Genomic DNA, 22,223 nt, shown 5'->3' on the forward strand with positions numbered 1-22,223 from the left:
GGTCTGGCTTGGCGGTGTGCGGTGCTGGGGCTAGCCTTTTGGGATCAGGGGAGGATGTGCCATGACCGATGTGATTATTGTTGGGGGCGGCTTGGCAGGGCTTGTGGCGGCCAATGAAGCGGCAAGCCGCGGGCGCAAGGTGCTGCTGATGGATCAAGAAGGCGAGCAGAGTCTGGGGGGGCAGGCGTTCTGGTCGTTGGGTGGCTTGTTCATGGTGGATACGCCCGAACAACGTCGTATGGGCATCAAGGACAGTCCGGAATTGGCGCTTGCCGATTGGATGGGCTCGGCGCAGTTTGATCGGCCTGAAGATGCCAATCCCCGCAAGGTCGCGGAAGCCTATTTGGAGTTTGCGTCGGGGGAGATGCGTAGCTGGCTGCAAAATATCGGTATGCGCTGGTTTCCGATTGTGGGCTGGGCTGAGCGCGGTGGGGAGATGGCGCATGGGCATGGAAACTCGGTGCCGCGGTTTCACATCACTTGGGGTACTGGGCCGGGCGTGGTTGCGCCGTTTCAGCGGCTGGTGCGGGAGCATGTGTCCGGTGGACGTGTTGAACTGGCGTTCCGGCGTAAAGTCACTGATCTGATTGTGGAAAATGATGTTGTGAAAGGCGTGCGCGGGCAGGTGCTTTCCGAAGATGGAGCGGAGCGCGGGAGGTCGACATCTCGCGAAGTGGTTGGAGACTTTGAACATCGTGCAGAGGCGGTGGTGATCACCTCCGGCGGGATTGGCGGGGACCATGATATAGTGCGGCGCTATTGGCCGGAGGAGCGGCTGGGCACGGCGCCAAAGCGCATGGTGGCAGGGGTGCCAGACTATGTAGATGGTCAGATGCAGCGGGTGGCTGAGGGGGCCGGGGCGGGGATCATCAACGGCGACCGCATGTGGCACTACACAGAAGGCTTGGCGAACTGGGACCCGATTTGGCCCAACCACGGCATTCGCATTCTGCCGGGGCCAAGCTCAATGTGGTTTGACGCCTTGGGTGACCGTATGGAAGCGCCATATCTACCGGGATTTGACAGTTTGGGGACGCTCAAGCGGATACTGTCGACCGGGCACGAGCACAGCTGGTTCATTCTGACCCAGAAGATCATCGAGAAAGAGTTTGCTTTGTCGGGCTCTGAGCAGAACCCGGACCTGACCTCGGGCAAGTGGTCGGAGGTGCTCAAACGTCGGGTGATGACCAAAGGCGCGCCGGGGCCGGTGGAGGCCTTCAAAGAACACGGTGAAGATTTTGTGGTGGCCAACTCGCTGGAAGAGTTGGTTGCAGGCATGAACAAGATCACGCCGGATGTGCCTGTGACACTTGAGAAAATTCGATCTCAAATCGAAGCCCGGGATGGGCAAATCGATAACGAGTATTGCAAGGACGCGCAGGTGACTGCCATTCGCGGGGCACGCAATTATCGGGGGGATCGGTTGATCCGTACGGCGAAGCCTCATCGCATTTTGGACCCCAAAAACGGTCCGTTGATTGCGGTGCGATTGAACATCCTCACGCGGAAGTCTCTTGGCGGGTTGCATACGGATGTGACAGGGCTGGTGCTGCGGCCGGATGGCAGCGCGTTTGAGGGGCTATTTGCCGCCGGAGAAGTCGCGGGTTTTGGCGGTGGTGGATATCACGGCTACAACGCCTTGGAAGGGACATTCCTTGGCGGGTGCATCTTCTCGGGCAGGGCTGTTGGGCGGAGCGTCTAGACCGGCATTTGATCTGTGTTATCCTTTTGGCATTGTTAAAAAGTTGGGAGGAAACGTTATGAAGAAACTGGTAGCCGCACTGGCAATTATGCTGAGTTCTCAGGCTTTTGCAGGGGAAACGCCGTCGCCGGACGGGGCGACGGTGTATTTCATCAACCTCAGTGATGGCGATTCTGTCGAGGCACCGTTTGTGGTGAATTTTGGTTTGTCTGGCATGGGGGTTGCGCCTGCTGGGACGGAGAAAGAGAATACCGGCCACCATCATATTTTTATCAACCGTCCGCCGCTTGGCGAAGGGGCCGATGATGCGGAGTTGATGGAGAACGGGGTGCCAACGGATGACAATCACAAGCATTTTGGCGGTGGTCAGACAGAGGTGACATTGGATTTACCTGCCGGGACACACACGTTGCAGCTTGTTCTGGGAGATGAATTTCACGTGCCCCACAACCCACCAGTGGTGTCTGAGGTGATCACCATCACTGTGAAATAGCACGGTCTTTTGCATTGCAAGACCGCCTGGTCGGGGGCAGGATCGGGGCATGACAGACATGCCTTTTCCCCCCCCCGCCGATGCAGACGACCGCCGAGCCATCAAGCCGGTGATCTGCTACCCAAATGAGACGCTGCCGGAGGCGCCAATGGCGCTTTACAAGGCGGCGCGTGAGACTGCCACAAAGGTTGATGAGGTGCTGATACCGGCGCGGGATGCGCGGTGTTTTGAGGTGCCAGCGGGGCAGTTTTTTCGGATTTCTTCTGTGGAAGGCCCACAAGTTGGAGATCTGAATCTGTGGAATTCAAAAAACCTGAATGAACGGTTTTTCTCTGGAAAAACAAGAGCTTTGCACGGCACTCATATCTCAACTGGAGAGCGGATGTGGACCAGTCTACCGAGCTTGCGGCCGATGGCGACCATCGTGGAGGACACGTTGGGCTGGTACGGGATTGATGCCTATGGAGGCTCGGTGCATGACGTGATTGGCACGCGCTGTGATCCTTATACCGGCAACCTGTTGGCGGGGGATCATTATCACTATTGCTGTCACTCCAATCTGACACGTGCGCTGGCTGCACACACGGGCATTTCGCTGCGGGAGGCAGAGCCCTATGTGCATGATGTTCTTAATGTTTTTATGTGCACAGGCTTCACGCGCGACACCGGGCAATACTTCATGAAAGCCAGTCCGGTGCGACCGGGGGACTATCTGGAGTTCTTTGCCGAGATTGATCTCTTGGGGGCGCTGAGTGCCTGTCCCGGGGGCGATTGTTCGAGTGAACACAGCTCCGACACGGCAGCGTGTTACCCGATGTTGGTGGAGGTGTTTGCGCCGGAAGAAGGCGCCTTGGGGGACTGGAAGTCGCCTGCGGTTAACGGCTACGACAGAAGCCATGGAGTGCCACGTTAACCGTCCAAAACCACGTCGGTATCCTGTCGGTATCACGACTGTATCGCGAAGGTGCGAAATTTTGGGCGCAAAGGTGCGTTAACCCTTCTCACGGAATGTGTCAGGCGTCGAGTTCCGCGTCCCAATAAAGGTAGTCCATCCAGCTGTCGTGCAGGAAGTTGGGCGGGAACTTTCGCCCAATATTGCGCAGCTCTTCTGATCCGGGCTGGCGCGGCGGTTTGCGCAGGCTCATGCGGGCCTGCCGGAGGCTCTTGGAGCCTTTTTTGAGATTACAGGGGGAGCAGGCCGCAACCACATTCTCCCAGCTGGTGATCCCGCCTGCGGCGCGAGGGATCACGTGGTCGAACGTCAAGTCGCCCCGTGAGCCACAATACTGGCAACAAAAACCATCCCGCAGAAAAAGATTAAAGCGCGTGAAGGCCACGCGCTTTTGCAGTTTTACATAGTCTTTGAGCACCACAACGGAGGGGATCCGTATCTCTGTAGAGGGGCTGCGCACCACATGATCGTATTCGGCCACGATGTCGACCCGATCCATGTAAGCGGCTTTTATGGCGTCCTGCCAAGGCCATAGCGACAGCGGGTAGTAGGAGAGGGGGCGGTAGTCTGCATTGAGCACCAATGCCGGATGATGCTTCAATCCGCCGGGATGTCGCGTGAATTCGGTCCTAAAGTCGCCGTCCATAGGGGTGCTCCCTCGCTGCGTTCGTGCCGCAGTGGCACGAGGCCTATATCCACTATATCTCGTGGTCTTGTTCTGACAAGCCTCACGATATGCGTTTATCGCATTTGTGAGGTGCAAGTGCAGCATGACATGGCTGGGTGACGGATTTGTGACGCGAGATGCCTAAAACGAAGTCACCCCACCTGTTTTACGGGCGGGGTGGGGGATTGGTTTAGGTTGTGACGACTGGTGTTACCAGAATTTGGCTCCGGTGATGTCAAAGGTTTTGGACAGTGTTAGGGCGTAACGGATGTCGTCCTGAGCAATCATGCTGCCAATGCCGTGGCGGCCAATCGCGTTGGTTGCTTGCGCATCCACGGAAAATCCTGAGTTGCCAAGATGGTAGCGCGCGCCAGCGGCCCAGGTCGTTTTGCTGCCATCACGGCCGATGGGGGTGGTCTCTGCCATCAGCTCCAGACCATTTCCGAAGCTATAACCGATGCCCATGCCCAAACCGACAAGCTCTTTGCTTCCCCAAGCGGCAATCTTTGGACTTGCGGTGAAAGAGAACCCGTTGCGGGTTTTGTAGTTGGCGCTCAGATCTGTGAAGAACACACCAACCTTTTGCGAGGAGGAGCTGATTTGGCGCCCGTAGAGCATCCGCCCTGCCAGCGAGAACGGGTTGCCGTTATTTTGATCCATCAGGCGCAGCTTTGGCCCAATCATGTAGCGCACATGGGTGGTGGGCACCAAGCTGGAGTCGGCGGTTGGGTTGTCTGAGAACTGTTCAAAAATGAACTGCAGTTCGATATCGCGATCCGGGCTGAAGTTGATTGAGGCACCGGCGTTGTTGTCGCTGCCGTACCAGAGGTCGGTGCGCATCAAGCCCGGATCCAGCGTGGCGGCAGAGCCGAGGGTGAAGCCGTCCTGCTGGGCGTTTAATTGCGGCCGCGTCGTGGGTAGCGACAGGGTGCGGTAGCTTTCATCTCGCGTGACGCCCGGCGTGTAGATAAGGCGGCCGCCAACCATCACGTGATCGCCGTCTGGCCAAAAGGTCCAGGCGCTGGTGGCCGGAGAGACACCAAATCCGTTGGTCACATAGCCTTCAAAGGCAATGCGGGGTGTTACGTTGTACCGACCCCCGGCGGACCACACAGGCTCGGTCACCCATTGGCCGGTGCTGGCGATGGTGTTGGGGCTGCCTACGGAGGACTCGATGGTGCCAAACAGGGACAGTCGGGGGTGGGCCTTGTAAGACACACCGGCGCCCATGGTGACCATGTTGCCGTAGAATTGACCGCCGTCGATTTCATCCGGCCCAAGTGTGATGCCCGGGGTGAAATGCACCTGCAGTTTTGGATTGACTGTGTAGGAGATGGGCATCTTCAACGCGCCGATGGCGACGTTGGATTGCGGTCGGCGCCAGCTGCCCCAGAGGTCAGTCTGCATTTTGGTGAAGACCTCAGCAGAGCCAAGTGCGGCAATTGCCCACCGGTCATCTTTGTAGAGCTGGTATTTGCCCCAGAGAGCAATTTGGTTGGTTTCCAATTGTGGAATGCGATCTGGGCCAACGCCAGGGAAGCCGTTGATCGGGCCGCCCACCGGGTCGATGTAGTTTTGCAGCTCCAGGCCGAGGTTGAAGCGGTCGGAGAAGGCGTAGACGCCGCCGCCGTGATAATTCTGGTTGCCGGTGCCCGCGCGGTCGCTTGGGCTGGTTTGACGTGCGCCGACCGTCAGTTCCAGCGTGCCTTTTGGGTAAAGGTTGCCGGTTTCAAGCGAAACGATGCGGGTTGGGCCGTTGTCCAGTGGATTGACGCTTTGGGCCAAAGTCGTCGCCGGGATTAATGCGGTGGCGCAAAGAAAACCGGCAAGCTTGGCGCGGCCAAAGGTCAGGCGGAGTTCGGGCGTTTTGGGGCTGTCAGAGTGCAACACGGTGAAATCCAATACATCAAATCTTAGGTTTTCTTACCGCAGAGCGCCGAGGGCGCAAAAGGCTTTTGCGCTATCGGGGATGCGATTGCTGCGAATATGTGCAGGCCGTGGCCTTAAAGGCCCAGTTTGTCGCGCATAAAGGCAAGCGCCACACTCAGGCCATCCGGCGCGATGCCGTGGGCGGTGCCTTTCATAATGTGGGCGTAGACATCGCTGAAGCCCGCCTCTTGCAGAGCTTCTGCGGCTTCGGGCAAGGACTGGGGCGGCACCACATCATCTTGGTCGCCATGGATCAGCAGAATCGCTGGTTTGCTGATCGCTTCGTCCTTGAGCAGGTCTGGCTGTAGCAGACGCCCGGAGAAGGCGACGATGCCAGCCAAGGCGTCTTCGCGGCGCGGTGCGACATGAAGGCTCATCATGGTGCCTTGGGAGAAGCCAAACAGCACCACCTGTTCCGGTAAGAGGTCTTCGTCGACCATCACCGCATCCAGAAAGGCGTTGAGATCTTCGACGGCGGCCATCATGCCGCGTTCGCTTTCTTCCTCAGACGAGCCGTCAATCCAAGGGATCGGGAACCATTGGCGGCCCATGGGCATGCCGGGGATTTCTTCTGGCGCGTCAGGCGCGAGGAAGAGCGTGTCTGGCAGGTGTTCGGCCAGTGGATCGGCCAAGCCCATCAGGTCCGCGCCGTTGGCGCCGTAGCCGTGCAGGAAAATCACCGCAGAGCGGGTTTCGCCGGAAACCGGTTCCTTGCGTTGAGCTTGCAATACACGTGTCATGGAGGGCCCCTTGTCTGTGGTGGCTGCAGCTGCAGCGGTTGGGGCGTGTGTGGCATGTCAGGCGGCCTGTCGCAAGATGTGCGTGGCCGCCTGACGGGATGTGTTGCCGATCAGGCGAAAGCGGCTTCGAGCGCGATTTCAACCATGTCGCCAAAGGTTTTTTCACGGTCTTCAGACGGCAGAGCTTCGCCGGTCAGCAGGTGGTCAGACACAGTCAGGACTGCCAGCGCGCGACGGCCGTGGCGGGCGGCCAGGTTGTAGAGCTCGGCGGCTTCCATTTCGACACCAAGGATACCGTGGCGGGTCATTTGCTCAGTCAGGTCCGGGCGTTCGTCATAGAATACGTCGGAGCTGTAGATGCCGCCGACGTGGGTGGCGGTTCCTTTGGCTTGGGCTGCGTCGGCGGCTGCACGGAGCAGGCCGTAGTCGGCGCATGGGGCGAAGTTCATTTCTTTGAAGATGCCGCGCGATGGTGTGGAAAGTGTGGTGGCGGTCATGGCGACAATCACGTCGCGGACCTTCACGCTGTCCTGCATGCCGCCACAGGAGCCGATGCGGATCAGGGTTTTGGCACCGTAGTCCTTGATCAGCTCGTTTACGTAGATCGACAGGGACGGCATGCCCATGCCGGAGCCGTGGATGGTGACGCGGTTGCCCTTCCACATGCCGGTGAAACCGAGCATGCCGCGTACTTCGTTCACCAGTTTCACGTCGGTGAGAAATGTGTCTGCTGCCCATTTGGCGCGGTAGGGATCGCCTGGGAGAAGAACGGTTTCTGCGATGTCTCCGGGTTGGGCTCCGATGTGAACTGTCATGGCAATTCCTTTTTATGTCTATGTTAGGGCGACGGCGTTTGCGAGCCGCGCAAACGTTTAAGAGTGAATCACTTGCTCAGAATGGTATCGCGAAACAAGTCGAAAATCCGAGAAACATCTCCTGAGAAAAACGAAAGCCGAAGCGTCGGATTTGACCGCGCTCCGGCTTGCATATGTGGCGCTCTTTAAAGGCGCTTAGATTTCCATCGCGTCAGGCGTGATGCCTGCTGCCAGGGCCTCGTCAAACCATTTGGGTTTGCGGCCTTTGCCGGTCCAGGTTTTGGTTTTGTCTTCTGGATGGGCGTATTTAGGCACGCCTTTCATCAATCCGCCGCGTTTTTTTCCTGTCACGCTGGCCAGTTCCTCCAGAGAGAAGCCGTATTTTTCGGCCGCTTCTTCGATGGCTTTCAGCGCGTCAGTTTTGCGCTGGGCTTCGCGTTTTTCCAGCTGGATATCGATCTGCGCGCGCAGGTCAATCAACGCTTCGCGGCTCATTTCTTCCAATTTCATTTGGAGTATCCATTCGCTTATTCTGTCCGAGCGACATAATCGCAGCCGCAAATGGGGATATGCAAGGCGGAAGACTATTTTTACGTGATAGGCGTTGAATTTAGCAACCCAAGATTGCGGGTAGGGTTTTCCCTACCCGCAAGATCTGCACTGCTGGCCTGTCTTGGCGTCAAACAGGAGGGCTTGGCCGGTGTTATTGCGCGGCCACGGAGGTGGGATTCGCAAGCGTGACAATGTCGCCCATAATGGTGTTCAGCTCAAAGTCCTTTGGCGTGTACACACGTGCCACACCCATAGCGCGTAGGCGCTCGGCATCTTCATCTGGAATGATGCCGCCGACAATAACGGGTGTGTCGGCCAAACCTGCATCGCGCATACGTTGCATGAGGTCCTCGACCAATGGGATGTGTGACCCGGAGAGGATCGAAAGGCCAACCACGTGGGCTTTGTCCTCCATTGCCTTGGTCACAATCTCTTCTGGTGTGAGGCGGATGCCGTCGTAGGTGATGTCCATGCCACAGTCGCGTGCCCGGAAGGCAATCTGCTCCGCGCCATTGGAGTGGCCGTCAAGTCCCGGTTTGCCAATGACAAATTTCAGACGGCGGCCAAGTCTATCGGACACCATGTCCACGGCATTGCGCAGGTCGTCCAGCCCTTCGGTTTTGTTCGATGGCGCGCCGGACACGCCGGTCGGGCCGCGGTATTCGCCGTGCACGACGCGCATTTGTGCAGCCCATTCGCCAGTTGTGACACCGGCCTTGGCGGCGGCAATGGAGGCGGGCATGACGTTTTCGCCATTGGACGCGGCGGCACGCAGGTCCGCGAGGGCTTTTTCGACAGCTGCGGTGTCGCGCTGGTTGCGCCACTCCGCGAGGCGGGAGATTTGCTCCTGTTCCACGGCAGGGTCGACAACCATGATTCCGCCATCGCCCGTCATCAGCGGGGAGGGCTCGCCTTTTTGGAATTTGTTCACGCCGACCACCACGGTCTCACCGGCTTCGATACGGTTGAGGCGTTCGGCGTTGCTGTCCACCAAGCGGGATTTCATATAATCGATCGCGCCAATCGCGCCGCCCATGCTTTCCAAATTGGCCAATTCACGGCGCGCGCCGTCTTTTAGCTCTTCGACTTTTGAATCCACCGCCGGGTTTCCGTCAAACAGATCATCGTATTCCAGAAGGTCGGTTTCAAAGGCCATGATTTGCTGCATACGCATGGACCATTGCTGATCCCATGGGCGCGGCAAGCCAAGCGCCTCGTTCCAGGCGGGCAATTGCACCGCGCGGGCGCGGGCCTTTTTAGATAGGGTGACAGCCAGCATTTCGATGAGAATACGGTAGACGTTATTTTCCGGCTGTTGTTCGGTCAGGCCCAAAGAGTTGACCTGCACGCCATAGCGGAAGCGGCGAGATTTGGGATCTGTCACGCCGTAGCGCTCCACCAGGATTTCATCCCATAGGTCCACAAAGGCGCGCATTTTGCACATCTCCGTGACAAAGCGGATGCCCGCGTTCACAAAGAAGGAGATACGGCCACAGAGGCGTGGGAAGTCTTCTTCCGCCACGCGTGGCTTCAGCGCGTCGAGCACGGCAATGGCGGTGGCCAAGGCAAAGGCCAGTTCCTGTTCCGGCGTCGCGCCCGCCTCTTGCAGGTGGTAGGAACAGACGTTCATCGGGTTCCATTTCGGCACGTTGGTGTAGCAGTATTCGGCCACATCCGCGATCATCTTCAGGCTGGGTTCCGGCGGGCAGATGTAAGTGCCGCGCGAAAGGTACTCTTTGATCAGGTCGTTTTGCACCGTGCCTTGCAGCTTGGTGACATCTGCGCCTTGCTCCTCGGCCGTGGCGATATAAAGGGCCAGCAACCAAGGCGCGGTGGCGTTGATCGTCATGGAGGTGTTCATCTGCTCCAGTGGGATCTGGTCAAACAGGGTGCGCATGTCGCCCAGGTGACAGACCGGCACGCCCACTTTGCCCACTTCGCCGCGCGCCAGAATGTGGTCGCTGTCATAGCCGGTCTGGGTGGGCAGGTCGAAGGCCACTGAGAGGCCGGTTTGACCTTTTTCCAGGTTGGAGCGGTACAGTGCGTTGGAGGCGCTGGCAGTGGAGTGGCCAGCGTAGGTTCGAATCAACCACGGACGATCCTTGGCAGGTTTATCGGCGGGCTGGTTTTTCTGCGTCTGCGACATGTTACGTTCCTCTGCTGGGGGCTCTAAGTGGGCCTAGCAATAATCTTTCGTTTGAGGGTATGTACGCGAAACATCGTTTGCAAGTCAATTCGCTGCGTTGCGGCAAAATCCTCTCGTCACCACCAGAGCACATTGGGGGAGAGTTGCGCGAAGTCTATTGCACCCACGGGCATGCTGTTGTCAGAGTCGGTTTATGACTTCGACTATTGAGCTTCCTCTCTGGCTGTTTGTGTTGATCCTGCTGTTTGCGGTGGTCACAGCGGCCAGCCATTTGCTGTTTCCTTCAGTGCGTTGGTTTTTTCGGCGGCGGATGGAGCGGGTTGTCGCGCGGCTAAATGAGCGTCTGGAGCGCCCCATAGAACCGTTCAAGCTGGCACAGCGCCACGATATGATAGAGCGGCTGATCTACCAGCCGGATGTGACGCGGGCAGTGGCGGAACATGCGGCGGAGGAAGGGATACCCGAAGCGGTGGCCTTTGAGACCGCCAAGCGCTACGCGGGGGAAATTGTGCCGTCGTTTTCGGCGACCATGTATTTTGGCGTCGCCATCAAGATTGCGCGGTTTCTAAGCCGAGCGTTTTACCGCGTGCGATTGACCCATGTGGATGAGGCGGCGCTGGATGCGATCCCGCAGGAGAGCACGGTTGTTTATGTGATCAATCACAAGAGCAACATGGATTACGTGCTGGTGACCTATCTGGCCGCGCGGCGTGGGGCGTTGTCCTATGCGGTGGGCGAATGGGCGCGGGTTTGGCCGCTCAGCCGGTTGATCCGGGCGATGGGGGCTTACTTTATCCGGCGCAAGTCGCGCAATGACCTCTATCGCAAGGTGTTGGCGGGGTATGTGCGCTTGGCAACCGAGGCAGGTGTGGCGCAGGCGATGTTTCCGGAGGGGCGCTTGTCGCTGACTGGGGCGCCACAGGACCCGAAGCTGGGGCTGATCAAATACATCACGGATGCCTACCAGCCGGAGGGGCGCGACGTGGTGTTTGTGCCAGTGGCGATCAATTACGACCGGGTACTGGAAGACCGGATCCTTTTGGAATCGGCGGCGCGGGGCGGCAAAGGATTTCGCGCGCGGATTTCGGTGATTGTAGGGTTCTTCTTTAAGCAGCTGCTGTTGCGGCTGCGCGGGAAGGTGCATCGCTTTGGCAATGCCACGGTGCGCTTTGGGCGGCCTGTGTCGCTCACGGAGTTCTCTCAAGACGTGACCGGGGAAGTGGCCAAACCGCTGGGTGTGGAACTGATGCGGCGCATCAACGGGGTTGTGCCAATCCTGCCTGTGCCGCTGATGGCGTGTATTTTTGAGCAGGCCGCGGGGTCATTGTCGCAAAAGGATGTGAAAGACGCCTTTGCAGCGCGGCTGGCGGCGCTGCCGCAGTCTCGGGCGCGATTTATGCGGGAGGCGCCGGAGGAGGCGATAGACGGCGCGCTGAAGACTCTGGTGGGGCGGCGGGTGCTGTTGGAAGCTGACGGAACGTTTTCTGTGAACAAGGAGCAGTCGGATATCCTTACGTTTTACGCCAACTCCATAAGGCATTTGCTTGAGTAGCTGTGCATGTGCAGCAATTTATGCTGCGACTGCTGGGTCATAAAATTACAAAAAATGCAGCTTGAAGGTTGCAATGTTACCTCACCGCCAATATCACGGTGGCAGGAACGCGATTCTGCATCGCGGCGAAACGACCACTCAGGAGGCGAAAATGGCTCTGGATACTGAAAACGGCATTGCGACCTACGACGCACCACAAAAAGACCTGTACGAAGTGGGCGAAATGCCTCCGATGGGGTATGTCCCAAAACAGATGTACGCGTGGGCGATCCGCCGCGAGCGCCAGGGTGAGCCAAACAAGGCGATGTTGCAGGAAGTTGTCGACGTGCCAACGCTCGACAGTCACGAAGTGCTGGTTCTGGTGATGGCAGCGGGCGTGAACTACAACGGCGTTTGGGCCGGTCTTGGCGTGCCGGTGTCCATGTTCGATGTGCACAAGCAGCCGTACCACATTGCTGGTTCTGACGCTGCTGGCATCGTTTGGGCCGTGGGTGACAAGGTGAAGCGCTGGAAGGTGGGCGATGAAGTTGTGATCCACTGCAACCAGGATGACGGTGACGATGAGCACTGCAACGGCGGCGATCCGATGTTCTCCGACAGCCAACGCATCTGGGGTTATGAAACCCCTGACGGCTCGTTCTCTCAGTTCACCCGAGTGCAGGCGCAACAGCTGATGCCACGCCCGAAGCACCTGACCTGGGAAGAGAGCGCATGCTACACGCTGACACTGGCAACCGCCTACCGGATGCTGTTTGGCCACGAGCCACATGATCTTAAGCCGGGCCAGAACGTACTGGTTTGGGGCGCGTCCGGTGGTCTGGGCTCTTATGCGATCCAGCTGATTAACACCGCCGGTGCCAATGCGATTGGCGTGATTTCGGACGAGAGCAAGCGTGACTTTGTCATGGGGCTGGGCGCGAAAGGCGTGATCAACCGCAACGACTTCAACTGCTGGGGTCAACTGCCGACTGTGAACACGCCGGAATACAACGACTGGCTGAAAGAAGCGCGCAAATTTGGCAAGGCGATCTGGGAGATCACTGGCAAAGGCGTGAACGTGGACATGGTGTTTGAGCACCCCGGTCAGGCGACTTTCCCGGTGTCCACGCTTGTGGTGAAAAAAGGCGGCATGGTTGTGATTTGCGCCGGCACCTCCGGTTTCAACTGTACCTTCGACGTGCGCTATATGTGGATGCACCAGAAGCGTTTGCAGGGCTCTCACTTTGCCCATCTGAAGCAGGCCGCAGCCGCCAACCAGCTTATGGTGGAACGTCGTCTGGACCCATGTATGTCTGAGGTGTTCCCTTGGGCAGAGCTGCCGGATGCGCACATGAAAATGCTGCGCAATGAGCACAAGCCGGGCAATATGTCGGTGCTGGTGCAGGCGCCAAAGACCGGCCTGCGCACGCTGGAAGATGTGCTCGACGCGGGCAAGTAACACTCACGGATCGAAAAACGGTTTCCCCCGTTTTCCTCCAGCCCCCGGAGCCGCGTGGCTTCGGGGGTCTTTTTTTGGGCGTGCCTATAGGCACTTGATGAATTCATAGCTTCACTTGAGGTGTCTGTTCTTTGTTTGGCGCAATGGTACGCGCAGGGTCTTGCTCTCAGCTTTTGGCTGCCCAAATCATTTCTTGTTTCATCATTTCATTTTTTAGAAAGAACTCCCGCTTAGGCCTTTGGATTAGTCTTTTAGCGGAGTGTCAAAATGAACATCAAAACCACCTTAACGGCGTGTGCTATTTCTGTAGTAGCTGCAACGTCTTCTATGGCCGAGACCCTTACTTTTGCAGCGGGCGAATGGGCGCCTTACATCGGCTCAGAGCTGCCGGAAAATGGCCTGCATACTCAGCGTGTGCGCGAAGTCATGAAGTCAGCGGGCTATGACATTGAGCTTGAGTATATGCCTTGGAAGCGATCCTTCGAGATGACCAAGAAAGGCGACTTTGTCGCGACATTTTCCTGGTCGCGCACGGACGAGCGCGTTGATGAGTTTTACTACCCAGAAGTGCCGGTGGATGGTCAGACAGATGTGATTTTTTACAGCCGAACCAAATACCCGGACGGCCTGAATGTGACCTCAATTGACGACATTCAAGCGCAGGGTCTCTCTGTTATTGGCTATGCGGGCTATTGGTATGAAGCGGAATATCAAAAGCGCGGGATGGACATGCGGACCGTGACTTCAGCGGAAAGTGCTTGGAAGATGCTGCACTCTGGTCGCGCAGATGTACTGATTGAAAATCGCGTCGTTGGTGAGTTGTCTCTAAAAGAAGTTCTCGGTGATGCAGCGGGGGACATTGACAAGGCAGCCGAGGTGCGTTCTGCGCCAGTCTATGTTCTGTTTTCTCGCCAGCATCCAGATGGCGAAGCCTTGCGGGATGCTTGGGACGCCCACGCGAAGTAAGTTGACGCATTAGAACAATGAGTGCCTCCGGCTCTATGGCCGGAGGTTTTGCCTTGATTGCTCGAAACTGGCTTCCTTGTGCGGTAGGACAGTGCTCGGCGGCCGCAGCTTGATTCACGGTCGAATTCGGCGAAACCGACTGGCCCCCAATCGCTGCCCGCTATAGGGTCGCGCCATGAGCAGTACCTCCATTACATTCAGCCACGATCAGGCCGAGGCCTTTGACAATATCTCCGCCCTGCTGAAGGGGCTGGGGGTGGATTTGGACGAGGGCCTGTTGACGCCTGCAATCGAAGGCAAACAGGCGATTGCTGCGGTGACCGGTAAGGCCGGGTCGGGTAAGACGTTGTTGCTGTCGGAGATGGTGAAGGCCTTGGAAGGGGCCGGGGTTGATATTGTCTCCGGCGACTATGAAGGCAAGCGCAAGAAGGATCACCGGACGCTGGCGATTTTGGCGCCAACCAACAAGGCTGCAAGCGTGTTGCGCATGCGCGGCGTGCCAGCGACGACCATTCACCGGATTATCTACACGCCGGTCTATGACCCGGAATATGAGAAGATCGCGGAGTGGCTGGCCGATAAGGGAGAGCGACCCGAGATTGAGGGGCTGACGGATGAGGCGCTGGATCGGGCGTTGGAGTTTTACAAGCTGCACAAGTCCATTCCGGGGGCATTGGCGGCGGCTGGGCTGCGGGGCAGTGATTTTATCACTGGCTGGAAGCGGCGGGATGATCCGCTGGACATCGGGTTCATCGACGAAAGCTCGATGCTGGATGACAAGCAGTTTGAGGATTTGAAAGAGATTTTCAGCACGTTGGTGCTGTTTGGCGATCCGGCACAGTTGGCCCCGGTGAACCAGTCGGGCGCGATGGTGTTTGATAAGCTGCCAGCGCCGGCGGTTTACAATCTGGAGCGGATTCACCGGCAGGATGCGGACAACCCGATTTTGGATTTGGCCCATGCGTTGGCTGATCCGCAGCTGGGGTTTCAGGATTTTGAGCGCATGGTTGAGGAGTCTGCGCGCAAGGATGATCGTGTGGTTCTGGCGCAGCGGGTTGAGGTGGATTTGATGGCGCGCTCACCGGTTTTGGTGTGGCGCAATGCCACGCGTATCCGGCTGATCAATGCGTTTCGACAGGTGCATGGCGCGCCGGAAGATGAGTTGCTGGAAGGCGAGCCGCTGATCTGTGACGGGATTGAGCTTCCGATGAAACACCGCAAGAAGCGGCTGGATCTGGAGGCGCGGGGGCTCATTAAGGGCGCGCAGGTGATTTACCTTGGGCCGGGGCGTAAGCCCGGGTTTTCACGGCTGCATGTGATGGGTGCGGAAGATCCGCGTGTGTCGGCGGCGTCGATTGTGAAGATCGAGATGCCAGATGAAGAAGAGCCGTTTATTCCCTATGCGGCGCGCATGGGAGCGACGTTTCTGCATGGCGCGGCGGTGACCATTCACAAGGCGCAGGGCTCGCAGTGGGAAAACGTGCAGGTGTTTGCACCAGACCTGTTTGTGGCGGCGCGGATGAATAGGCAGGAGGCGGGGCAGCCGTTGTGGAAACGTCTGGCCTACGTGGCGATCACGCGGGCGAGTGAGCGGCTGCACTGGGTGGTGCGCAATCGGTTGGCAAAGCCGTCTGGGCCGCTGGATGTGAGTGATTTGACGGTGGCGCCTGCGCCGCTGGAGTTGATGGCGCAGGAGGAAAATGCGTGAAGAGCATCATTGTGACCGGCGCGAGCCAAGGCATTGGCAAGGCCACCGCCGTGGCGTTTTTGGAAGCTGGTTGGCGCGTGGGCGTGTTGGCGCGCAGCGCAGAGAAGCTACAGGCGATTGCGGATGACTATGCGAACGCGGTGCCTTTGGTCGCGGATGTGACCGATGCGGCAGCGATGGAAAGCGCCTTTGCGCGGTTTGTGGCGCGGGCAGAGCGACTGGACGCATTGTTCAACAATGCGGGCATGTTTGGGCCTGCGGGGTCAATTGATGAGATTGATCTGGGTGGCTTTGATCAGGTGCTTGATGTGAATGTGCGCGGCATGTTTATCGCCGCCAAGCTGGCTTATGCGCAGATGCGGCGTCAGGTGCCGCAGGGCGGGCGGATTATCAACAACGGGTCACTGAGCGCGCATGTGCCACGCGAAGGGTCGGTGTGTTACACGCTCACAAAACATGCGGTGACGGGGCTGACACGGACGTTGTCGCTGGACGGGCGGCCGTATGACATTGCCTGTGGTCAGATCGACATTGGCAATGCGGAGACCGATATGGTCGCAGATTTGAACGCGCGTTTGCAAGCCGATGGCAAAGCGCCCAATCCCACGATGGATGTGCAGGACGCGGCGCGGTCTGTGTTGCATATGGCGGAGATGCCGCTGAGTGCGAATGTGCAGTTCATGACAGTGATGGCGACCAAGATGCCTTACATTGGGCGCGGCTAAGCATCTTTCGGCAAAAAGAATGCCCCCGACCAGGGGGTGGTCGAGGGCCAAAGAGTTGGTGCTAAAAAGTGGAATGTAAAAAGGTATTTAGGTAGTCAGAATTTGCGTCGTCGTTATCCGATTAGGCCGCCGTCTGTGCGACGTACCGCGAAAACCCCAGACCGTGGCACGGAGGTGCCGCCATCCGGGAAGTGGGAGTTGCCTTTTTCGCCCGGGTGCTGAATGCCGACAAACATGGTGCGGCGATCCGGGGACCAGCAAACTCCGGTGACTTCACATTCTTTGGGACCAACCAGGAAGCGGCGGATTTCACCGGTGACGGTGTCGCCCGCAAGCATCTGGTTGTTGCCCATGCCCGCAAAGTCGCCTTCGTTAGAATATTTGCCGTCGGTCTGGATCCACAACAGGCCGGTGTCGTCAAAGGCCATGCCATCCGGCGAGTTGAACATATTTCCGGCATTGATGTTCTCACTGCCTGCATAGGCATCATCATGTACATCTGGGTTGCCTGCCAGCGCGAAGAGGTTCCAGCTAAACCCGTTTGCGCTGTGGTCTTCGTTGTCCGGCATCCAGCGGGCGATCTGGCCATAGTGGTTTTCAACGCGTGGGTTTGGCCCGTTGGCGGAGGTGTCATCGCCACCAGCGTTTGGCTTTTTGCCCCGGTTCTTGTTGTTGGTGAGCGCCACGTAGGCTTCTGCCTTGGTTGGGTTCACCGCCACCCATTCTGGGCGGTCCATCGTGGTTGCGCCAACTTTGGACGCGGCCTGACGGGTATGGATGCGGATTTCCGCGTCGGACATGCCGGTGGTCTCTGGCGTCAGGGCCAGCCATTCGCCGCGCATGTCGTCGTGGAATTTGGCCACAAACAGGTCGCCACTTTCCAGAAGATCGCTGTTGTCGCCGGTGGCAGAGTAGGTGCCGTGGGAGACAAACCGGTAGAGGAACTCGCCGCGCTCATCGTCGCCGAGGTAGACAACGGCTTTGCCGTTTGGTGCCAGTACAACAGCAGCGTTTTCATGTTTGAAGCGGCCCAGAGCGGTGCGCTTCTTGGGCGTGGAGGTTGGATCAAATGGATCAATTTCGACCACATAGCCCGCGCGGTTTGGCTCATTTGGGTTTTTGGAGACATCAAAGCGGTCGTCCACTTTGGCCCAGCCGTAGCCCCAGTCTTTGGAAGACACACCGTAGCGCTTCAGCTCGGCGGAGACTTCGTGGGCTTCATTCTCGGCAGAGAAGTAGCCGTTGAAGTTTTCCTCGCAGGTCAGATAGGTGCCCCATGGGGTTTCGCCGTTGCCGCAGTTGTTCCAGGTGCCTTTGGTGGTGGTGCCGGTAGGATCTGCCTCGGTTTTCAGCAAGTCGTGGCCTGCTGCCGGGCCGGTCAAGTCCATGTCGGTTTGCGGCGTGATGCGGCGGTTCAGGTCGCTGTCGACCACAACCTGCCAGTTGCCGGCATCGTCGCGGGCCACTTCGAACACAGACACGCCGTGGGCGTTCATGCCCTTTTGCACGTCGTCGTCAGACACCCATTTACCATCCGGGTTGTTGCCCCAGAGGGTTTTTCGGTTGGTGTATTCGTTGTTGATGGCCATGACGGTGCGGCCGTCTTTGGTGAAGATCGACATCCCGTCGTTGTTGTCCCCAAAAGTGCGGGCCTGTGACGCGGCGGTGCCACGGGTGGTTTCGTCAAACGCCGGGACGTCGGAGAAGAGCGGATCGCCCCAGGTCACAACCTGTTCCCACTCAAAGCCTTCAGGAACGGTGATTGTGTCCTCGGTGTTGGCCGCAACCTGGGTGAAGCCAAAACGATCGCCCGCAGCCACAGCTTCGCGAGTGAGAGCGGTGGTGCCAACCAGGAAGGAGCCGAGGCCGAAGGTCATCACACCGCCTAGGAAGCCACGGCGGGACAGGGCGGTGTCCACGACGCGGTCAAAGTCGGTTTCTTCCGCACGTGGCGAGATCAGCTCGTCAATTTCGTCAAATGACAGGTCGTCGATTTGGTGGTCAGAGGACATTCCTGGCTCCGTAGGCTTGGATCGTTGGTTGATGCCAAGACTAGGAGGCCGCTGATTCAGATTCGTGACAAGCGGTTTGCAGTTTTGTGACGCTGGCCGGCGTTAGGCCGCCTCTGCGAGTAGCGCTTCGAGTTGCAAGGGGCGGCTGTACATTTGCAGACTGCCGTCACAGTGGCGCGGCCACTCAGCGGTGTGGCGGTCACGGTAGAGCTCAACCCCGTTGCCGTCAGGATCGTTGAAATAGATGGCTTCTGACACACCGTGATCGGAGGCGCCCAGAACAGGATAGCCCGCGTCAATGACCCGCCGCACGGCGGTGGCGAGGTCGGCGCGGGAGGGGTAGAGGATGGCGGTGTGAAACAGGCCGGTGTGGTGCTCCGGCGCGGGGCCGCTGCCTTTGCTGCGCCAGGTGTTGAGGCCGATATGGTGGTGATAGCCGTCCGATCCGAGGAAGGCGGCGTCATTGCCGAGGCGGCTTTGGACCTCAAAGCCCAGGACATCGGCATAAAACACAATCGCGCGGTCAAGGTCTGCGACTTTCAGATGCACATGGCCGATGCGGGCGGAGGGGGCGTAGGGCGCGGTCATGAGTGGTCTCCTTTGTTAGCAACAAAGGTAGGCGCGGGGCTGGGCGCTGAAAACTTGCGATTTGGCGCGGATTATGTGCGGAAATGCGGAGACACATTGTTGTTGGTGGCGGCGACTTGGTGGCAAGAAAGGATTGCGTTTTGGGAAGGCGTTCTCAAGTCTAACTGACAGAGTTTGAGCGAAGGGCGGATACTATGGCGCAGAAAGAAGTGCCGATTTTGGAGACCAATAGGCTGATCCTGCGAGGACATAAGCTGGCGGATTTTGAGGACAGTGCGGCGATGTGGGCGGATCCGGATGTGGTGGCACGGATTTCGGGTGTGCCGTCGACGGCAGCAGAGTCGTGGTCGCGACTGCTGCGCTACATCGGGCACTGGCAGGCGCTGGGCTATGGCTACTGGGTGCTGCAGAGCAAGGTGGATGGCGCGTTTGTGGGTGAGGCCGGGTTGGCGGATTATCATCGAGACACAAAGCCCAGTGTGCATGGCAAGCCAGAAGCTGGTTGGGCGCTGAAGACCTCTGCGCAGGGGCAGGGTCTGGCGACGGAGGCCGTGAACGCAGTGATGGCCTGGGCGGATGATGTGCTGGCCAAGGAGTTTCCGATGGCCTGTGCGATTTTTGATCCAGAGCATGCGGGCTCTGTGCGGGTGGCGAAGAAGGTCGGGTTTGGCAATCCGGTGATGGGTAGGTTTGGAGATCAAGAGGCGTTGTTTTTGGAGCGTGCGTTGGGGACGTGACTGGTGCCCAACAAAAAAGCCCCGCCAGTGGCGGGGCTGATTGTTTTTAGCGGTGTGGAAGGCTTAGGCGCCGACCATGCCGACAATCTCGTAGGTCTTTTTCAGGATCGGCGCGGCGATTTCGCGGGCCTGACCTGCGCCGTGGGCAAGGATTTTGTCGATCTCGTCCTGGTGCTCCATCAGGCGGGCCATTTCTGTGCTGATCGGGGACAGTTTGGACACTGCGAGATCAGAGAGCATCGGTTTGAATTCGGAGAACTGTTTACCGCCAACATCGGCCAGAACCTGATCCACGGTCAGGCCAGACAGACCGGCGTAGATGTTGACCAGGTTGCGGGCCTCTGGGCGCTCTTCCAGACCTTTGGCTTCTGATGGCAGCGCCTCCGGATCGGTTTTGGCCTTGCGGATCTTCTTGGCGATGGTGTCCGCGTCGTCAGTCATGTTGATGCGGGAGGCATCAGACGGGTCGGATTTGGACATCTTTTTGGTGCCATCGCGGAAGGACATTACACGGGTGGCCGCGCCTTCGATCACCGGTTCGGTGATGGGGAAGAAGTCCACGCCAAAGTCGTGGTTGAACTTGGTCGCCACGTCACGTGTCAGCTCGAGGTGCTGTTTCTGATCCTCGCCCACGGGTACGTGGGTGGCGTGGTAAACCAGAATGTCGGCAGCCATGAGAGCCGGATACGCCAACAGACCGAGTGAGGCGTTTTGCTGATTTTTGCCAGCCTTGTCTTTCCATTGGGTCATGCGCTGCATCCAGCCCATGCGTGCGACGCAGTTAAAAATCCAGGCCAGTTGAGTGTGTTCAGCCACTGCGGACTGATTGAACAGGATCGATTTCTCGGGGTCGATGCCTGCGGCAATGAAACCGGCGCAGAGTTCGCGGGTGGCGCGTTGCAGCTTGGCAGGGTCTTGCCAGACTGTGATGGCGTGCAGGTCAACCATGCAGAACACGGTCTCATGTGTACCGGCCTCTTGCATGTCGACAAAGCGCTTCATCGCGCCGAGGTAATTGCCCAGCGTCAGACCGCCCGAGGGTTGAATCCCGGAAAAGACGCGTGGGGTAAAGGTGGAGGACGTTTGGACCGCCTCGTTCATTGGAAATACTCCGTCTGGATTTGTTAGCCTGCTTGGCTTATCTCCGAGGCCAAACACCGTCAAGCAGGACGGGTAAGGAGTACAGGCATGTCGCACCCAGATGATCAAAGCCCCGTGAACCCGTTGCCTCCGGTGGTGACAGCGTTGTTTTTGCTGTTGGTCGGGGTTGAGGCGGCGCTGTGGCTGGGCTCCAAAGGGATTGTGGGTGGTCCGACAGCGGTGGGGTGGCGGCTGGATGCCATCCAACGCTACGCGTTTTCACCCGATATCTTTGATTGGATGGTGAGCAATGGGCAGTTCCCGGCCGAGCATATGATCCGTTTCGTGAGCTATCTGTTTGTGCACTACAACTTCACCCATGCGCTGTTTGGCGGTGTGTTGCTTTTGGCAATGGGCAAGATGGTCGGAGAAGTGTTCTCCGGCTGGGCCACTCTGGCGATTTTTGTGGTGTCCGGCGCTGTGGGTGCGCTGGGCTATGCGGTGATTTTGGATGCGTCCGCACCGCTACTGGGCAGTTACCCCGGTGTGTATGGTCTGATCGGGGCGTTTACATTCCTGCTGTGGACCAGCCTGGGGGCCGTGGGCGAACCGCAAGTCCGCGCGTTTTCGCTGATTGGCATGCTGGTGGCCATTCAGTTGGGCTTTAGCCTGGTTTTTGGCGGAGGTCCGGATTGGGTGGCCGATGTGATCGGCTTTGGCGCAGGGTTTTTGATGTCCTTTGCGCTGATCCCCGGAGGGTGGCAGCGGATCCGCGAAAAAATCCGCCGCCAGTGATGTGACCGCTTAGGTGGCGTCTTCTTGTGGGGCGTCCGCGTTGTTAGCGCTGCGCACGGCGAAGGCCAGCGCGATGGCGCTGATGCCGTTGGACAGAAGTTCAATGGCGAGCAACACACCCAGCAGCACGGCTGCGGATTGTGGGAAGTTGTTGAGCACCATCAGGCCCAGGATCACAGAGACCAGACCAGACAGCAGCAGAGCCCAGCGGGCGCTGCCTTCGAAGTTGGAGAAGCCAAACACACCTTTGAACACGCCGGACACCAGGAACAGAATACCCGCGGCGAAGGTCAGAGACAGCAGGCCCTGAAGCGGTTGTGCGATGATGTGCACACCGATGACCAGAGCCAGCAGGCCCAAGATCACACCGGCGATTTTTGCACCTGTGGATGGCGCGCTAAAGGCGGCAAAGGTTTGAAATGCGCCCAAGAACAGGAAGCTCCAGCCTGCAAAAACTGTGGCGGTTATTGACGCGGCGAAAGGGTTGGCCAAAGCCAGAATGCCCAAGATCACGGCCAGGACGCCGATGATCATCATAATGATCCAATTATTCATGTCTCACTCCCGAGATTAAAGAATGCCCAAGGTTAACGGCACATTAGGGTTCGGGAGCAACTGGTTTCTGA

Annotated in this window: 20 protein-coding genes; 10 read left to right on the forward strand and 10 right to left on the reverse strand. The window is 58.3% G+C overall.

Annotated elements, in window-relative coordinates; all coding sequences use genetic code 11:
• The first annotated feature begins 61 nt into the window (after positions 1–61).
• The 3 genes from Q0955_RS00880 to Q0955_RS00890 are packed head-to-tail and all read left to right on the forward strand — an operon-like array spanning position 62 to position 3,108.
• Positions 62–1,702 carry an FAD-binding dehydrogenase gene (locus Q0955_RS00880; RefSeq protein WP_299418791.1) on the forward strand — a complete coding sequence of 547 codons (1,641 nt, stop codon included), beginning with the start codon at positions 62–64 and terminating at the stop codon, positions 1,700–1,702.
• A gap of 58 nt (positions 1,703–1,760) precedes the next feature.
• A complete protein-coding gene (locus Q0955_RS00885; protein ID WP_299418793.1) occupies positions 1,761–2,195 on the forward strand; it encodes a DUF4399 domain-containing protein in 435 nt (144 codons plus the stop codon).
• Positions 2,196–2,244: 49 nt separating this feature from the next.
• On the forward strand, positions 2,245–3,108 hold the full coding sequence (locus tag Q0955_RS00890) for a DUF1989 domain-containing protein (protein WP_299418795.1): 864 nt from the start codon (positions 2,245–2,247) through the stop codon (positions 3,106–3,108).
• A 100-nt stretch (positions 3,109–3,208) separates the two neighbouring features.
• Here the strand turns inward: Q0955_RS00890 and Q0955_RS00895 are convergent, their stop codons facing one another.
• The 6 genes from Q0955_RS00895 to Q0955_RS00920 form a co-directional block, all read right to left on the reverse strand.
• Positions 3,209–3,793 carry an HNH endonuclease gene (locus Q0955_RS00895; protein WP_299418797.1) on the reverse strand — a complete coding sequence of 195 codons (585 nt, stop codon included), beginning with the start codon at positions 3,791–3,793 and terminating at the stop codon, positions 3,209–3,211.
• A gap of 231 nt (positions 3,794–4,024) precedes the next feature.
• Complete coding sequence (locus tag Q0955_RS00900; protein WP_299418799.1) at positions 4,025–5,704, reverse strand: hypothetical protein; 1,680 nt, start codon at positions 5,702–5,704, stop codon at positions 4,025–4,027.
• A 113-nt stretch (positions 5,705–5,817) separates the two neighbouring features.
• The gene (locus Q0955_RS00905) at positions 5,818–6,483 is read right to left on the reverse strand and encodes an alpha/beta fold hydrolase (RefSeq protein ID WP_299418801.1); all 666 of its coding nucleotides are present in this window, start codon (positions 6,481–6,483) and stop codon (positions 5,818–5,820) included.
• A gap of 110 nt (positions 6,484–6,593) precedes the next feature.
• Positions 6,594–7,298 (reverse strand): purine-nucleoside phosphorylase, encoded by a 705-nt coding sequence (deoD, locus tag Q0955_RS00910; protein WP_299418803.1) that lies wholly within the window; start codon positions 7,296–7,298, stop codon positions 6,594–6,596.
• Between the two features lie 195 nt (positions 7,299–7,493).
• The gene (locus Q0955_RS00915) at positions 7,494–7,808 is read right to left on the reverse strand and encodes an H-NS histone family protein (protein ID WP_299418805.1); all 315 of its coding nucleotides are present in this window, start codon (positions 7,806–7,808) and stop codon (positions 7,494–7,496) included.
• 193 nt (positions 7,809–8,001) lie between these two features.
• Positions 8,002–9,996, reverse strand: a complete 1,995-nt coding sequence (locus Q0955_RS00920) for a protein meaA (RefSeq protein ID WP_299418807.1) — start codon at positions 9,994–9,996, stop codon at positions 8,002–8,004.
• 193 nt (positions 9,997–10,189) lie between these two features.
• Here Q0955_RS00920 and Q0955_RS00925 point away from each other — a divergent pair, with 193 nt between their 5' ends.
• From Q0955_RS00925 to Q0955_RS00945, 5 genes are all read left to right on the forward strand, one after another.
• On the forward strand, positions 10,190–11,548 hold the full coding sequence (locus Q0955_RS00925) for a 1-acyl-sn-glycerol-3-phosphate acyltransferase (protein ID WP_299418809.1): 1,359 nt from the start codon (positions 10,190–10,192) through the stop codon (positions 11,546–11,548).
• A 151-nt stretch (positions 11,549–11,699) separates the two neighbouring features.
• Positions 11,700–12,986, forward strand: coding sequence for a crotonyl-CoA carboxylase/reductase (gene ccrA / locus Q0955_RS00930; RefSeq protein ID WP_299418811.1), 1,287 nt, complete (start codon positions 11,700–11,702; stop codon positions 12,984–12,986).
• A 327-nt stretch (positions 12,987–13,313) separates the two neighbouring features.
• Positions 13,314–13,952, forward strand: a complete 639-nt coding sequence (locus tag Q0955_RS00935; protein WP_299418813.1) for a transporter substrate-binding domain-containing protein — start codon at positions 13,314–13,316, stop codon at positions 13,950–13,952.
• 175 nt (positions 13,953–14,127) lie between these two features.
• On the forward strand, positions 14,128–15,660 hold the full coding sequence (locus Q0955_RS00940) for an AAA family ATPase (protein ID WP_299418815.1): 1,533 nt from the start codon (positions 14,128–14,130) through the stop codon (positions 15,658–15,660).
• Positions 15,657–16,385: an SDR family oxidoreductase gene (locus Q0955_RS00945; RefSeq protein ID WP_299418817.1), complete on the forward strand. Its 729-nt coding sequence runs from the start codon at positions 15,657–15,659 to the stop codon at positions 16,383–16,385. Before Q0955_RS00940 ends, Q0955_RS00945 begins: the two co-directional genes overlap by 4 nt.
• Positions 16,386–16,498: 113 nt before the next feature.
• Here the strand turns inward: Q0955_RS00945 and Q0955_RS00950 are convergent, their stop codons facing one another.
• The gene (locus tag Q0955_RS00950) at positions 16,499–18,397 is read right to left on the reverse strand and encodes a PhoX family phosphatase (RefSeq protein ID WP_299418819.1); all 1,899 of its coding nucleotides are present in this window, start codon (positions 18,395–18,397) and stop codon (positions 16,499–16,501) included.
• 102 nt (positions 18,398–18,499) lie between these two features.
• Complete coding sequence (locus Q0955_RS00955; protein WP_299418821.1) at positions 18,500–18,985, reverse strand: VOC family protein; 486 nt, start codon at positions 18,983–18,985, stop codon at positions 18,500–18,502.
• A gap of 194 nt (positions 18,986–19,179) precedes the next feature.
• Here Q0955_RS00955 and Q0955_RS00960 point away from each other — a divergent pair, with 194 nt between their 5' ends.
• The gene (locus Q0955_RS00960; RefSeq protein ID WP_299418823.1) at positions 19,180–19,722 is read left to right on the forward strand and encodes a GNAT family N-acetyltransferase; all 543 of its coding nucleotides are present in this window, start codon (positions 19,180–19,182) and stop codon (positions 19,720–19,722) included.
• 63 nt (positions 19,723–19,785) lie between these two features.
• Here Q0955_RS00960 and trpS read toward each other — a convergent pair whose 3' ends face one another.
• Positions 19,786–20,823 (reverse strand): tryptophan--tRNA ligase, encoded by a 1,038-nt coding sequence (gene trpS, locus Q0955_RS00965; protein WP_299418825.1) that lies wholly within the window; start codon positions 20,821–20,823, stop codon positions 19,786–19,788.
• Positions 20,824–20,910: 87 nt separating this feature from the next.
• On the opposite strand from trpS, the gene Q0955_RS00970 reads away from it, so the two are divergent.
• On the forward strand, positions 20,911–21,597 hold the full coding sequence (locus Q0955_RS00970) for a rhomboid family intramembrane serine protease (RefSeq protein WP_299418827.1): 687 nt from the start codon (positions 20,911–20,913) through the stop codon (positions 21,595–21,597).
• Between the two features lie 9 nt (positions 21,598–21,606).
• Here the strand turns inward: Q0955_RS00970 and Q0955_RS00975 are convergent, their stop codons facing one another.
• A complete protein-coding gene (locus tag Q0955_RS00975; protein WP_299418829.1) occupies positions 21,607–22,152 on the reverse strand; it encodes a DUF308 domain-containing protein in 546 nt (181 codons plus the stop codon).
• Positions 22,153–22,223 lie beyond the last annotated feature (71 nt).

It is taken from the genome of uncultured Shimia sp. (assembly GCF_947493595.1).
Classification (GTDB): Bacteria; Pseudomonadota; Alphaproteobacteria; order Rhodobacterales; family Rhodobacteraceae; genus Shimia.

What these genes read in the sequence shown, in the direction of transcription:
- Q0955_RS00880 (WP_299418791.1), top strand. Translation starts at nt 62, where the DNA reads ATGACCGATGTGATTATTGTTGGGGGCGGCTTGGCAGGGCTTGTGGCG.
- Q0955_RS00885 (WP_299418793.1), top strand. Translation starts at nt 1,761, where the DNA reads ATGAAGAAACTGGTAGCCGCACTGGCAATTATGCTGAGTTCTCAGGCT.
- Q0955_RS00890 (WP_299418795.1), top strand. Translation starts at nt 2,245, where the DNA reads ATGACAGACATGCCTTTTCCCCCCCCCGCCGATGCAGACGACCGCCGA.
- Q0955_RS00895 (WP_299418797.1), bottom strand. Translation starts at nt 3,793, where the DNA reads ATGGACGGCGACTTTAGGACCGAATTCACGCGACATCCCGGCGGATTG.
- Q0955_RS00905 (WP_299418801.1), bottom strand. Translation starts at nt 6,483, where the DNA reads ATGACACGTGTATTGCAAGCTCAACGCAAGGAACCGGTTTCCGGCGAA.
- deoD (WP_299418803.1), bottom strand. Translation starts at nt 7,298, where the DNA reads ATGACAGTTCACATCGGAGCCCAACCCGGAGACATCGCAGAAACCGTT.
- Q0955_RS00915 (WP_299418805.1), bottom strand. Translation starts at nt 7,808, where the DNA reads ATGAAATTGGAAGAAATGAGCCGCGAAGCGTTGATTGACCTGCGCGCG.
- Q0955_RS00920 (WP_299418807.1), bottom strand. Translation starts at nt 9,996, where the DNA reads ATGTCGCAGACGCAGAAAAACCAGCCCGCCGATAAACCTGCCAAGGAT.
- Q0955_RS00925 (WP_299418809.1), top strand. Translation starts at nt 10,190, where the DNA reads ATGACTTCGACTATTGAGCTTCCTCTCTGGCTGTTTGTGTTGATCCTG.
- ccrA (WP_299418811.1), top strand. Translation starts at nt 11,700, where the DNA reads ATGGCTCTGGATACTGAAAACGGCATTGCGACCTACGACGCACCACAA.
- Q0955_RS00935 (WP_299418813.1), top strand. Translation starts at nt 13,314, where the DNA reads ATGGCCGAGACCCTTACTTTTGCAGCGGGCGAATGGGCGCCTTACATC.
- Q0955_RS00940 (WP_299418815.1), top strand. Translation starts at nt 14,128, where the DNA reads ATGAGCAGTACCTCCATTACATTCAGCCACGATCAGGCCGAGGCCTTT.
- Q0955_RS00950 (WP_299418819.1), bottom strand. Translation starts at nt 18,397, where the DNA reads ATGTCCTCTGACCACCAAATCGACGACCTGTCATTTGACGAAATTGAC.
- Q0955_RS00955 (WP_299418821.1), bottom strand. Translation starts at nt 18,985, where the DNA reads ATGACCGCGCCCTACGCCCCCTCCGCCCGCATCGGCCATGTGCATCTG.
- Q0955_RS00960 (WP_299418823.1), top strand. Translation starts at nt 19,180, where the DNA reads ATGGCGCAGAAAGAAGTGCCGATTTTGGAGACCAATAGGCTGATCCTG.
- trpS (WP_299418825.1), bottom strand. Translation starts at nt 20,823, where the DNA reads ATGAACGAGGCGGTCCAAACGTCCTCCACCTTTACCCCACGCGTCTTT.
- Q0955_RS00970 (WP_299418827.1), top strand. Translation starts at nt 20,911, where the DNA reads ATGTCGCACCCAGATGATCAAAGCCCCGTGAACCCGTTGCCTCCGGTG.
- Q0955_RS00975 (WP_299418829.1), bottom strand. Translation starts at nt 22,152, where the DNA reads ATGAATAATTGGATCATTATGATGATCATCGGCGTCCTGGCCGTGATC.